Genomic DNA, 13,613 nt, shown 5'->3' with positions numbered 1-13,613 from the left:
ATTCCTGTTTTTTAGATTTGGTCGCTTCAGGAGGTTTTTTAGCTATACGAAATATGAAAGCGCTTATCGAAACAGGAGGCGGCATTTGTGGGAGGAGCACCGCGCATTATCAACAATATCCGGATGAGGAACAAGCTGCTGTTTTCCTACGTGGTTATCGTGATGATCCCTGTGCTGCTTGTCGGGGGCGCGATGATTGTTTATCTGCGGGAGCAGGCGCTGCAAAGTGCCATTGCACAGACTGTCAACAATGTGGAAAAAATTAAAACACAGACAGGCAATTTACTTCGCGTGCCCACGGACATATCCAACCTGCTCATGTTTGACAGCAAGCTGAACGCTGTCGTAAACACACAATATGAAGGCATGCTGGATTTGACCAGAGCCTATCATGAATTCGATGATTTCAAGGAATACAGGGAGCAGTACCGAGAAATCGACAGCATTCGCTTTTATTCGTTTAATTCTACACTGGTCAACAATCTGGAGTTCATCCCCGTAGATGCCGAAACGAAAAATACCTATTGGTTCAGGGAGGCACTCACAGGGACGGAGATTCACTGGTATTACATCCGTGATGAGGAAGACAATCTGCTCAACAGGCTCAGTCTGGTCAGGCAAGTTCCGTTCCCCGAGCATCGGACGAGCGGTGTGCTTGTCATAGGTATAGACCAAAATGAATTGAATGGCATGCTCAGCAAAGAGCCCTTCAATACGATGATTGCCGACGAGCAGGGATATGTGGTTGCCGCCAAGGATCCGGCTATGGTCGGAAGGACACTTAAAGAGCTGAAGCTGGGCTTTGATTTTCATAATAAAAGCAAAGGGACCTACAAAGCTGAAATCAACGGGGAATCCGCCAACATTATAGTGGATGAACTGCTGCCACAGTCGAGCAAAAGCGGTCTGAGGATCATATCCGTATTCTCTACAGACAGCATTGTCAGCAGCGCCAACCGGATCAGTCTGATCGGTTTTGTCTGCATTCTGATGGTGCTGGTTGCGGCGCTGGTATTGGTGTCGATGATATCTCTCCTGATTACAAGACGTCTGCAGCGGCTGCGTGAAGACTTGAATGCGGTGGCGCGCGGAGATTTGAAGGTCGTCACCAGGGTGGATGGCGGCGACGAGATCGGTGATCTATCGCGCCAGTTCAACCGGATGGTGGAGAGCATCCATCAGCTGATGCAGCAGGTGGCTGATACGAGCGAGAAGAACAACAGGCTTGAGCTGGCGCAGAAGGACATTAAGCTGAAAATGATGGCCAGCCAGATCAATCCCCATTTTCTGTTTAACGCGCTGGAGTCGATCCGGATGAAGGCCCATATGAGGGGAGAAACGGACATCGCAAGAGTTGTGAGGCTGCTGGGCAAGCTGATGCGCAAAAATATTGAAATTGGCAGCGGGTATACGACCTTGCGGGAGGAGCTGGAGATGGTTCGCTCTTATCTTGGAATTCAAAAATTTCGTTATGGGGAGCGCCTGCACTATGAAGTGGTCGCGGATGAAGCGGCTTTGCAGGCGCATATTCCACCGCTGGTCATTCAGCCCCTGGTGGAAAACGCGGTCGTGCACGGTCTTGAAAATAAGGAGGAACCCGTTACCGTGAAGGTGAGCGTGCGAATGAACGGCGGCTGCCTGCATACCGAGGTGATGGATAACGGCAGCGGCATGGAGACGTCCAGGCTGGAGCAGGTCGAGGCTTCCTTCACAGGAGAGGAAGAGCCCGAAGCCGGACGTATCGGGATGCGGAATGTGCATCAGCGCCTGACCCTGATGTATGGGAGGCAGTATGGAATCCGGATGAGCAGCAGGGAGGGAGAAGGAACACGAGTCTGCTTTACTTTGCCTGTGGAGGAGGAGACATATGTATAATGTAATGATCGTTGATGATGAACCGGCGATTCGGGAAGGACTGACCACGATCATGGATTGGGATGCTCTCGGTTTCAGGGTGGCCGATACGGCGGGCAGCGGCAGGGAAGCCTTGGCGAAGCTTGAGCAGGCACAGCCTGATCTGATCATTATGGATATCAGGCTTCCCGGTATGAACGGACTGGATGTCATTCGGAAAATACAGGAGGAAGCGGCGGGAACGCCGCATCATTTTCTCATATTAAGCGGGTACGCCGATTTCGAGTATGCGCGGCAGGCGATCAGCATCGGGGCGGACGGTTATTTGCTTAAGCCGGTCGACGAAGATGAAATGGCGGAGGAACTGCAGCGTATATACCGTATGCTGGAGAGCAGGAAGGCTGCCGATGGAGGGCATAGGGCCAGCGGAGACCGCAGGTACAGCGACTACCTGGAAGCCTTGCTGCTGAAGGACTATAAGGACGGGGAGGCGGTGCCCGAGTCCGTCCCTGCGGAGCTTCAATGGCCTGTCTACCAGGTGATTATGCTGGAAATCCATTTTGCCGATGCGGACCGGATGGGCAAAATGGCGGAAGCGAAGGAACAGTTGACTACTCTCTGTCATGAGCGGGGTTACGGTTTCGTGTTTGCGGCGGGTGGCCATACATGCATATTGCTGCGGCAGTCCTTGAAGAGCATGGACCAGGCGTCAAGGCTGCTGCAGGAAATTCGGGGAACGTTATCTTCCTGTGCCGCAGCCGTATATGCTGCAGCAGGCTGGGAAGCAGCCTCTCTGGGGCAGCTCAAAGCATCCTGCGATGCTGCGAGCCGCCTTTTGGAACGGCGTTTTCTATTTCGTGGAGACAGGGTTCTGCTTCATTCCGACTGGCTGGCTCTGGGACAGGAAGAGCTTGAGAGCTCTGGCAGCTCTTTTCATGAGTCAGAATACAGGATACTTTCCAGGGGTTTTGCGGACCGGCTTTATTATGCGCTGGAGGTGGCTAACAAGGAGACAGTTGCCCAGATATTGCAGGATATGGAGAAGGCGTGCTTGTCCCACGGGAGCAGCGAGCTGTCTGTCAAAGAGGGTTTTGCCCGAATTCTGACGCTTGCCCTGAATAAATTTACGGCAGAACGGGAAGGCAGCAGTTCGTCCTTCGAAACGGCCGACCTGATTGCGGAAATCTATGGCCAGTGCTCACTGCCCGAGCTGACAGAGCGGGTAAGGCTGCGGCTGGAGCAGCTGATAATAAGCCTGTCCGCAGGCAGCAAAGAGACGGTGATGAAGCAGATTGTGGATTTCATTGATGCCCATTACGGGGAAAATCTGAAGCTGGAGCTGCTTGCGGAAACCTTCAATTATAACAGCTCTTATCTGGGCAAGCTGTTCAGGAATTATACCGGTGAACCGTTTAACCTTTATCTGGATAAGGTGCGAATCGGGAATGCCAAGCGGCTGCTGGCCGAGGGAAGGAAGGTGCAATGGGTGGCAAAGCATGTGGGCTATGCCAATGCAGATTATTTTCATGCGAAATTCAAAAAATATGTAGGCTGCCCTCCTTCCGCATACCGGAGCTCCAACCGGGAGAAGGAGGGAATGGAGTGAGATGGATGAAGTGAGCCCGGACCTGTGTCCGGGTTCTTTTTTTCGAGCAGGTAAAAAAGAAAATATCTAAAAATGACCGGATTTTCCCTCTAATTCAGCTGGTACCCAATTGTATATGTAAGCGATATCATTTTGGTAATACGAAAAAGGGGGACTGTTATGGACACGTTAACCAATCCCGCGCCGCATAACAAGAGGGCTTCCCGCAATACCTCCAAGAATAAAAAGGGGGAGAAACGGTACAAGGTATCTTTTTGGAAAACCGCTGTGAAGCAGAAGTATCTGTACCTGATGTCGGTGCCTTTTGTCATTTGGGTGTTTGTTTTCAGCTACTTTCCGTTATGGGGCTGGACGATGGCGTTTCAGGATTACAAGCCGGCCCGTTCCTTCAGCGAGCAGAAATGGGTTGGCTTCAAGCACTTTATGGAGCTTTTTCAGGACGAACGCTTTTACCTGGTGCTGCGGAACACGCTGGCGATGAGCGGGCTTGGCATTATTTTCGGCTTTGCCGTGCCCATCCTGTTCGCGGTTCTGCTGAATGAGCTGAAGGGGATGATGTTCAAAAGGTTTGTGCAGACCGTCTCTTACCTTCCCCATTTTGTATCCTGGGTAGTTGTTGCCGGCATCGTTACCAAAATGCTGTCGATTGACGGCGGGATTGTCAATGACGTGCTCATGGGACTTCACCTGATCGATGAGCCCATTCAGTTCATGGCTAAAGGGAGCTGGTTCTGGTATATTGTAACCGCTTCCGATCTGTGGAAGGAAACGGGCTGGAATACGATCATTTATTTGGCGGCCATTACGGGCATCGATCAGGAGCAGTATGAAGCGGCCCGGGTGGATGGGGCGAGCCGGATTCGGCAAATCTGGCATATTACATTACCGGGTATCCGCTCTACCATTGCGGTGCTGTTCATTATGTCCATAGGTCATCTGATCAGCATCGGTTTTGAAAAACAATTTTTGCTGGGCAACAGTCTGGTTACGGATTATTCGGAGGTACTGGATCTGTATGCCCTGAATTACGGTCTGAATATGGGCAGGTTCTCCTACGGAACGGCCATCGGCATTTTCAATTCGGTCGTCAGCATTATTCTGCTGTTCACGGCTAACGGCCTGTTCAAGAAGTTTACAAAAGAAAGCATTATGTAAAGGAGGAGCCTGGATGACCAACAAAGCCTTTAACGCGACACGATCGGAGAAGCTGTTTGATCTCTTCAATATCCTGTTCATGATTATGGTGCTTGTCATAACGCTGTATCCCTTCCTTAATGTGCTGGCCATTTCATTTAATAACTCGATGGATACTGTCCGGGGAGGCATCTATATTTGGCCCCGCCAGTTTACGCTGGAGAATTACAAGACCATTTTTCAGTATGAAGGTCTTATTCAGGGGCTGCAAATTTCCATTCTGCGCACGATTGCGGGCACTCTGCTGGGGCTGCTCAGCGCCTCGATGCTGGCCTACACCCTGAGCAGAGTTGATTTTCAGGGCAGAAGATTCGTTTCCGTATTCCTGGCTCTGACCATGTATTTCTCCGGCGGTTTGATTCCCGTGTACATTCTGATGCGGGACCTTCACCTGATCGGCACCTTCTGGGTATACATTCTGCCCGGGATTGTGAGCGCATTTAATGTGTTTGTCGTGCGTTCGTATATTGACGGCCTGCCCTATGCGCTGCAGGAGTCCGCGAAGCTGGACGGCGCCAATGACTTTACCATCTATTGGCGCATCATTCTTCCGCTCTGCAAGCCTGTATTGGCAACGATCGCCCTCTTTCTGGCCGTAGGGCAGTGGAATGCCTGGTTTGATACATATTTGTACAATGGCTCGAAAAAGCATCTTACGACACTCCAATACGAGCTCATGAAGGTGCTCCAGAGCACTCAGCAGGGCGGCAGCGGCACAGTCAGAAACGTAAACGACATGGCTCAGCAAATGGCGCAAATTTCGCCGGAATCCATCAAGATGGCCATCACCATTGTCGTAACCGTGCCTATTTTGCTGGTCTACCCCTTTCTGCAAAAATATTTTGTCGGAGGCATGACGCTTGGTGCTGTCAAGTCCTGAACCCTATTCATCGGGAGGAATTTACATGAGGCCACAAAAACTAACCAAATTCGCACTCATTCCACTTCTGTCGTTTTCTCTGCTCGCAGGCTGCGGGGGAGGGAAAGAACCGGCAGCGTCCGACAGCGGAACCGAGCCGATTACGTTCACTTTTTTTGGAGCCGACTCAAGCCCGCAGTGGAACAGCATGAAGGATGAAGTCGGACAGGAGATCATTAAACGGACAGGTGTTACCCTTGAAGCGGAATTTGCAATCAGTGACAACGGTCAGGACCGTATTTCCCTTATGGCCGCCAGCGGTGACTATCCGGACTTGGTGTCTGCCAAAGCGGAGGTGGCAAAATTGGTGGATGCCGGTGCCATGATTGATTTAACGGACCTGATCAATGAGCATGCTCCGAATTTGAAGAAGCTGTACGGACCCTACATGAACCGTCTGAAATACAGTCTTGAAGACCCCTCTATTTACGTTATTCCTTCGTATGCCGGGATTGATCAGACCTATTTTGATGCAACAGGGGGATTCGAAATTCAGCACAGAGTACTGAAAGAGCTTGGATATCCGGAGGTCAGGACACTCGAAGATTTTGAGAACGTCCTGAGAACCTACAAAGAGAAACACCCGACAATTGACGGACAACCCACCATCCCGCTTACCCTTGATGCCGATGACTGGAGAATCATGATTACGGTGACTAATCCGGCGTTTCAGGCAACCGGAGCTCCGGATGACGGGGAATATTACATTGATCCCGAAACCTATGAAGCCAAGCTGCATTACAAACGGCCTGAGGAAAAGGAGTATTTCCGCTGGCTGAACAAGATGTACAATGAAGGGCTGCTTGATAAGGATAGCTTTGTCCAGAAAAACGATCAATACAAGGCCAAAATCGCAAGTGGCCGTGTGCTTGGGCTGATCGATCAGGAGTGGGGTTATCAGGACGCGGAAAATGCCTTGAAATCGGCCGGTAAAGCGGATGCATCCTATGCTCATTTCCCGGTGACCATGTCAGAAGAATACAAAGACCGTACCTTCCAGGATACAGGCTTTACCTCAGGTTATGGAGTGGGGATTACCACCTCCTGTGAGGATCCGGTGCGGGCCATTAAATTCCTTGACTTTCTTGCTTCCGAAGAAGGGCAGGTGCTGCTCAATTGGGGAATTGAGGGTAAGCATTATATCGTGAAGGATGGCAAACGGATCATTCCTGAAGACGTGCAGAACGAGAAGAGCAATAATGCCACCAGCTTCCAAAAAAATACGGGTATCGGGCTGTACACGTTGATGAGCGGCCATTTTGGCGATGGAGTTAAAGACTCCACAGGCAATTACTACACCACCAATTTTCCGGAGCAGATTATTGCAGCATATTCCAAGCCGGAGAAAGAAACATTAAAGGCTTATGGAGTTGAGACCTGGAAAGAGCTGTTCCCGGATAAGAAGGAGTTTCCGGTCAAGCCGTGGGGGGCAGCCTACAATCTCACTGTCGAGACAGGGTCCGATTACCATGTTACGTTCCAGAAGACGCAGGATATCATCCGCAAACGCATCCCGGAAGCCATCCTGAGCTCACCGGAAAGCTTTGATGCCGTTTATGACGGAATGCTCCAGGAACTGGACGCAGCCGGTGCGGTTAAGATGGAGCAGGAGTATACACAGCTGATCAAGGACCGCGTCCAGTTATGGAATGGGCAGTCTTAACCGGGGAATTCCCCAAGTTATCCTTCTGAGGAGGAAACTTTCTTCTTTTTATTATTTTCTGGTACTAAAGGCTGAGGACAGGGTAAACAGGCTCCTGTTCTCAGTCTTTTAGCAATTTATGGATAACAACAAATTCCTTTTGGTTGCCGTATCCTTTTGCTGTTAAGTAGGGATAAGCACGAAGCAGCGGAGAGGACGAAGCAATTCCGGAAAAGCGGAGCGTTCGCCTTTACCCCCAAATTTCATCCTGTAAAAATAAAAATAAAAATAGAAATTCGGGGGTAACAGCGATTGGAGGAATGCTTCGTTCTCGGAGCGTCTCAGAACAAGGAAACGGCGAGCCATAGGTTTTTTGTTTACCGGGGCCTGCATTCTGTTTAATAAGCATTACATGGTTTTCTTGTTTTTGCGGGATACTTAACAGGTATCGGAATGGAAATGAGCTTTGGAAGGAGGGCATTGTTATGGCTTACAAGACCCAGCCGATTGATAAAGTAGAAACAAAGGACAAGCGCATGAAGCGTTCCGTAGCAACCATGACTTTCTTTTTCTGGGTGGCGTTAATCATAGGTGTGATCACCATTGTGGTCAATTTGAGCTTCTTCAGTGACCGCAATTTGGGGCTGATGGTCGGTATCGGTTTTGTGGTAGGAAGTATATTTATTTACTTTATAGGGAAATATATGGGTGCTGTGCGTAAAAAGGAAGACCAAGAGGATGGCAATGACCTTCGCTAGAAGCCGGCTGCATCCATGAATCAGGATTAGAACTGCTATGAGAAGATCTTCGGTGAGCGGAAGCGGCCGCGTCGGAGGTCTTTTTTAAAATTAAAGAGCTTACAATCCTTCGGCAGAGCACTCGATAGCGTTTTCCAGGGGTAAAATGCCAAACATGATTCGCAGCAGATTTGCAAGAGAAATTTTTTTTTGTGAGATTTAATTCACAAAATCAAAAGAAATATCGACAAATTTGTTAACAACACAAAAAAACGAGTGATTTTCTGCTATCTTATATAAGGACAGAATGTTATGGGTGCGTAGTTCGAGCACATTTTAAGGAGAGGGGAACATCATGAACAAAAAACCAAAAGCTATTATTGCATTGGTTTTGACCGTGCTCACGGTAGCCTTGATCATTTGGACGTGTTTTTTCTCGGGCGGAAGCTACTGGGTTTTCGATCCCCAGGGACCAATTGGTCAAGCGCAAAAAGAGCTGATTATTATTACTACCGTTTTGGCCCTGGTAGTAATTCTCCCGGTCATGATCATGACTTTCGTGATCGTCTGGCGCTACCGGGACAGACCGGACAGCAAGGCCAAATACAAGCCGCATTGGGATGACAGTGCCAAGCTGGAGACTATCTGGTGGGGGATTCCGATCGTCGTTATTATCGCGATTGCGATTATTACTGCGCGATATACGTATGATCTGGAGCCTTCCAAGCCTCTGGCTTCCACGGAGAAGCCGATCACCATTCAGGTTAGCTCCCTGGATTGGAAGTGGCTGTTCATGTATCCGGATGAAGGCATTGCGACTGTGAACACCCTGACCATTCCCGAGGACGTGCCGGTCCGTTTTGAACTGACGTCGGATGCGCCGATGAACTCCTTCTGGATTCCTCAGCTCGGCGGCCAGATTTATACGATGTCAGGCATGGCTATGACGCTGCATCTGCAGGCAGATCATCCGGGAACTTATTACGGTTCCGGAGCGAACTTCAGCGGTGAGCATTTCGCGCAAATGAGATTTGACGTGAACGCCGTACCCCGTGACCAATACAACCAATGGGTACAAAAAGCGAAGCAGGAGAACAACCCGCTTACGGAAGAAGGTTACACCGCTCTCGCGCAGCCAGGCGTGGGACAGAAGACAACCTATTCCGCCTTCCCTGAAGGATTGTTCCAACGGATTGTTACGAAATACGTGGTGGAAGGTTCCGAAAATCCTCATGGCGGTCACGGTGCGCAAGCGCCTGCTGTAACGGAGACTGCTTCTGCGGCCGAGGTCAAACCTGCTTCCGGCACTGAAGAAGCTCAAGCAAGTCCATCTCATTCAGGACATTAATGATCTCGGGAAAGGAGGCCCCCAATGCTAGACAGATTGATTGAGTTTGCACAATTCTTTTTCGTTACCGGCGATCCATTGATTTACGGGGCGGATGTATCAATCGCACTTGCCACAATTGCGATTATTTTCGTGCTGACTTACTTTAAAAAATGGGGCTGGCTCTGGAAAAACTGGTTGACGACAGTTGACCATAAGAAAGTCGGTATTATGTATATTCTGGCATCGATTCTGATGCTGTTCCGCGGTGGTGTGGACGCTCTTATGATGCGTGCGCAAATCGCGCTTCCTGATGTTAATTTTCTGCACCCTGAACATTATAACCAGGTATTTACAACGCACGGCACGATCATGATCCTCTTCATGGCGATGCCGCTGATGTTCGGTCTTTTCAACATCGCGGTTCCCCTGCAAATCGGGGCGCGCGACGTTGCTTTTCCTTTCCTGAACGCCCTCAGCTTCTGGCTGTTCTTTATGGGCGCGATGCTGTTCAACCTGTCCTTCGTTATCGGCGGTTCGCCGGATGCAGGCTGGCTCAGCTATCCGCCGTTGTCGGAGCTGCAGTTTAGTCCGGGCGTTGGACAGAACTTCTATATCTGGGGTATTCAGATCTCGGGTATCGGTTCACTTGCAACAGGTATCAACTTTATCGTAACGATTATCAAGATGCGTGCTCCAGGCATGACCTGGATGAAAATGCCGATGTTTACTTGGTCGGTGTTCGCTTCTTGTATTATTATCATTTTTGCATTCCCGATTCTGACGGTTACGCTTGCGCTGCTGTTCCTGGACCGCTTCGGCGGCGGGCATTTCTTCACGCTTGATATGGGCGGCAACCCGATGATGTATATCAACTTGATTTGGATGTGGGGTCACCCTGAGGTTTATATCGTGGTGCTTCCTGCCTTCGGTATTTATTCGGACGTTATCAGTACATTCGCGAAAAAGAGGCTGTTCGGCTACAAATCCATGGTGTTCGCAATGCTGATTATCAGCGTTCTGTCCTTCTTTACCTGGGCTCACCACTTCTTTACGATGGGCTCTGGGGCGGATGTCAATGCCTTCTTCGCGATAAGCACGATGGCGATTGCCATTCCGACAGGGGTTAAAGTATTTAACTGGCTGTTTACGATGTACCGCGGTAAGCTGAGCTTCCCGACACCGATGATGTGGGCGATCGCGTTCATACCGAACTTCCTGATCGCTGGTCTGACAGGTGTTATGCTTGCCGTTGCACCGGCAGACTTCCAGTTCCATAACAGCTACTTCCTGATCGCACACTTCCACTCCGCTCTGATCGGCGGTGTTGTGTTCGGTTATTTTGCAGGTCTGTACTACTGGTGGCCCAAAATGTTCGGCTTCACGCTGCCTGAGAAACCGGGCAAAATTGCGTTCTGGTTCTGGAACATCGGTTTCTATGTCTGCTTCCTGCCGCAATATTCGCTTGGTCTGATGGGCATGACCCGCCGGATCAGCACATATGGCTGGGATACAGGCTGGGCTCCGCTCAACTTCGTATCCACCATTGGCGCGTTCCTGATGGGTATCGGCTTCCTCTTCCAGGTTGCACAAATCGGCCTGGGCATCAAGCATTACCGTAAGCTGAAAGCTTCCGGCGATCCTTGGGATGCTCGGACACTGGAATGGTCTATGCCGTCTCCTGCGCCTGAATACAACTTCGCTACCATTCCGCAGGTTACTGACCGTGACGACTGGTGGGAAGAGAAAGAACGCCGCAAACAGGGAATTTACAAGAAAGAGCAGCCAATCGAGCCGATTCATATGCCGAAGAACTCGGCCATTCCGTTCATTATGTCGGTATGCTGGTTCGTTGCGGGCTTCGGCTTCGTATTCGGCTGGTTGATCTTTATCATTCCAGGCCTGCTCGGTGTGGCGGCATGTTTGATTGCCCGTTCCTTCTACTCGTACGACGCGGACTACTACATCCCTGTGGATGAAGTTAAACGCACTGAAGCGGCTATAAGAGGAGGGTCGGTATAATGGCACAAGCAACATCACATCATGGCCACGGCCATGACCATGGGCATCACGATCCTCAGGAACTGAAAATGCTCGGCTTCTGGATTTTCCTGGTTACCGACGTCATTTTGTTCAGTACGCTGTTTGCTACTTTCTCAGTGCTGCGGAACAATACGGCGGGAGGACCAGGGCCTGAAATCTTTAACATGACAGGTGTTACTCTCGAAACATTCCTCCTGCTGACGAGCAGTTTCACAAGTGGTATTGCGGTGCTTGCCATGAATAAAGGCAACCTGAAACAGCTTCTCGGCTGGCTGGTTGTCACTGTATTGCTCGGCCTCGGCTTTCTGGGGCTTGAAATTTACGAGTTTGTAGAAATGGTTCATGAAGGTGCAACCTTCATGACCAGCGCTTATCTGTCTGCGTTCTTTACCTTGGTAGGTACGCACGGACTGCACGTTACCGTAGGTATTTTCTGGATGGTTGGCCTTATGATTCAGCTGAAAAAGCGGGGAATTACCGATGTGACAAGAGGCAAAATCACCGCAGTCAGCTTGTATTGGCACTTTTTGGACGCTGTCTGGATTTTCGTACTTTCAGTTGTCTATCTGATGGGGGTGATGTAGATGGCACAGCACCACACTGGCGCGGATTCGCACGGGCATGAAAGCCACGGCTCCGTGAAATCCTACGTTATCGGTTTTATTCTGTCCATCGTTCTGACCATCATTCCGCTGGTTGTTGTTTTAAATCACATGATGGGCCGGACCGCAACCATGGTTATCATTCTGGTGACCGCCGTTCTGCAATTTATCGTACAGCTCTTCTTCTTCATGCACATTCGTGAGGGAGATGGACCAAAATGGAATGTTATGACCCTGATTCTCGGGGTTGTCATCCTGCTGACCATTGTAGGCGGATCGATCTGGATTATGACTTACAATATGGTTGCACATTGATGATCTAAACCAAAGGACCTCAAATCCCACGATTGCGTGGGATGAGGTCCTTTTTTAATGCCCAAATTCAGATCCATATACCGGTCATCTGTCCATGGTGAGGGGAACAGGTTTTTGATGAGTGGATTAGACAGATATGGGAGTATAAATCCATTGTTAGCTTAATACGCTAGAGGAGAAATGCAGTTCTATATCTTGGTAAGCGCTTACCGAAACTTGCTTCATTAGTGGGCCGATGCGAAAGGAAGGTGTATCCATGGAATACGATTTGGATAAGGAGGAGACTGTGATAAGCAGCGAATCTGTTCCTTTGCTGGTGGAGCTTGTTCAAAGGGGTATTATGAGCAAACCGAATGCTTTGCTGCAGTATTTTCTGGAGGACGCAGTCCGGCGGCATGTGGGCACAACCCTATTTCAGACATCTCAAAATTCAGCGGTGAACACTCTGTTGGATTGGTGTGACGATTTCCGGTACCAGCGACTGCGGCTAAACGCCCCTTGGGGGAGCAGGTCGGTATCATACGGGAAAAAGGCTGACGGCCTTTGTCTCTTCAATGGCGGACTGCGACAGGAGGAAAAAATAGCCGATCTGGTGGAGTCCTGCAGATCTGCCAATGATCCGGAGGAGCACACTTTATTGTCCGACCGGATCATCAGCAGATTAGAGCACGAGTATGAGCACTGGTTTGAGCATATGCAAGGGCGGCCGGTCACTGTGTCTCTGATACAGGAGTCAGGTGTCTCTCCACATAAGGATTATTTTCTGGATCAGCAGCTGGAGGCGGTCATGCGTGCAGCGCTTAAGGCCATGAGGAACGGGTGGGAACCGGTGCCCGAGATTGTGATTGCCAATCCCGGAGCAGGAGATGCATTCAGAAAGCTGCGCGAATGGGTGGATGCTGTAGCCGAGCAAACGTTATGGACGTACTACCGCAGTCTGCCTTACCGCATTGGTGTCCTGCTGTCTGCCGACCGCTCCGTATCCATTGCCGCCGCTGAACTTGCCTATGATACCGATTTGCTCTTTATTGATTACACACAGATGCTTCCGGATTACGATGAGCTTAATAACATGATAAAAACCGTACGCAGGATCAGGCCCGCCATGGAGATATGGGCCGTTCTCAGCCATGTTGATGAGAACATGGAGTCAGCCTTTCAATCGGGCGTTTCAGGAATCGTTTGTCCTCCACCCGAGGCGGCGCTCTTTAAACTTAAAGCCGCACAGCTTGCACTTCGGCAGAATCACGGTGGTGAAGAAAGGCGGCAAATTTTTGGGTGAAGGACTGTTCTCCGCTTAACTGGACATTTTTCCAGCAGTTGGACATCGGAAAAGAAGGATCTGCCCTGACTTTGGGCAGGTCCTTTTTTGCA

11 protein-coding genes are annotated in these 13,613 nt (G+C 50.0%); all 11 read left to right on the top strand.

Features of this window, described 5'->3' with window-relative positions; all coding sequences use genetic code 11:
• Window positions 1-123: 123 nt before the first annotated feature.
• On the top strand, window positions 124-1,875 hold the full coding sequence (locus tag ACE5KN_RS27700; RefSeq protein ID WP_375528692.1) for a sensor histidine kinase: 1,752 nt from the start codon (window positions 124-126) through the stop codon (window positions 1,873-1,875).
• A complete protein-coding gene (locus tag ACE5KN_RS27695; protein WP_375528677.1) occupies window positions 1,868-3,460 on the top strand; it encodes a response regulator transcription factor in 1,593 nt (530 codons plus the stop codon). Before ACE5KN_RS27700 ends, ACE5KN_RS27695 begins: the two co-directional genes overlap by 8 nt.
• Window positions 3,461-3,619: 159 nt before the next feature.
• Window positions 3,620-4,615 carry an ABC transporter permease gene (locus ACE5KN_RS27690; RefSeq protein ID WP_375528678.1) on the top strand — a complete coding sequence of 332 codons (996 nt, stop codon included), beginning with the start codon at window positions 3,620-3,622 and terminating at the stop codon, window positions 4,613-4,615.
• 13 nt (window positions 4,616-4,628) lie between these two features.
• A complete protein-coding gene (locus ACE5KN_RS27685; RefSeq protein ID WP_375528679.1) occupies window positions 4,629-5,534 on the top strand; it encodes a carbohydrate ABC transporter permease in 906 nt (301 codons plus the stop codon).
• A gap of 25 nt (window positions 5,535-5,559) precedes the next feature.
• Window positions 5,560-7,236 (top strand): ABC transporter substrate-binding protein, encoded by a 1,677-nt coding sequence (locus ACE5KN_RS27680; protein WP_375528680.1) that lies wholly within the window; start codon window positions 5,560-5,562, stop codon window positions 7,234-7,236.
• Between the two features lie 464 nt (window positions 7,237-7,700).
• A complete protein-coding gene (locus ACE5KN_RS27675; protein ID WP_375528681.1) occupies window positions 7,701-7,973 on the top strand; it encodes a hypothetical protein in 273 nt (90 codons plus the stop codon).
• Between the two features lie 334 nt (window positions 7,974-8,307).
• On the top strand, window positions 8,308-9,300 hold the full coding sequence (gene cyoA / locus ACE5KN_RS27670; protein WP_375528682.1) for a ubiquinol oxidase subunit II: 993 nt from the start codon (window positions 8,308-8,310) through the stop codon (window positions 9,298-9,300).
• Between the two features lie 24 nt (window positions 9,301-9,324).
• Window positions 9,325-11,301, top strand: coding sequence for a cbb3-type cytochrome c oxidase subunit I (locus ACE5KN_RS27665; RefSeq protein ID WP_375528683.1), 1,977 nt, complete (start codon window positions 9,325-9,327; stop codon window positions 11,299-11,301).
• Window positions 11,301-11,906, top strand: a complete 606-nt coding sequence (gene cyoC, locus ACE5KN_RS27660) for a cytochrome o ubiquinol oxidase subunit III (protein WP_375528684.1) — start codon at window positions 11,301-11,303, stop codon at window positions 11,904-11,906. The genes ACE5KN_RS27665 and cyoC overlap by 1 nt, the downstream gene beginning before the upstream one ends.
• Entirely contained in the window at window positions 11,907-12,239 is a 333-nt protein-coding gene (gene cyoD, locus ACE5KN_RS27655) for a cytochrome o ubiquinol oxidase subunit IV (RefSeq protein WP_375528685.1), read from the top strand.
• A 256-nt stretch (window positions 12,240-12,495) separates the two neighbouring features.
• Entirely contained in the window at window positions 12,496-13,521 is a 1,026-nt protein-coding gene (locus ACE5KN_RS27650) for a hypothetical protein (RefSeq protein ID WP_375528686.1), read from the top strand.
• Window positions 13,522-13,613: the final 92 nt, after the last annotated feature.

It is taken from the genome of Paenibacillus terreus, assembly GCF_042138595.1.
GTDB classification, from domain to species: Bacteria; Bacillota; Bacilli; order Paenibacillales; family Paenibacillaceae; genus Paenibacillus; species Paenibacillus terreus.
Note: the sequence above shows the minus strand (reverse complement) of the source record. Positions and strands in the feature narration are given on the sequence as shown.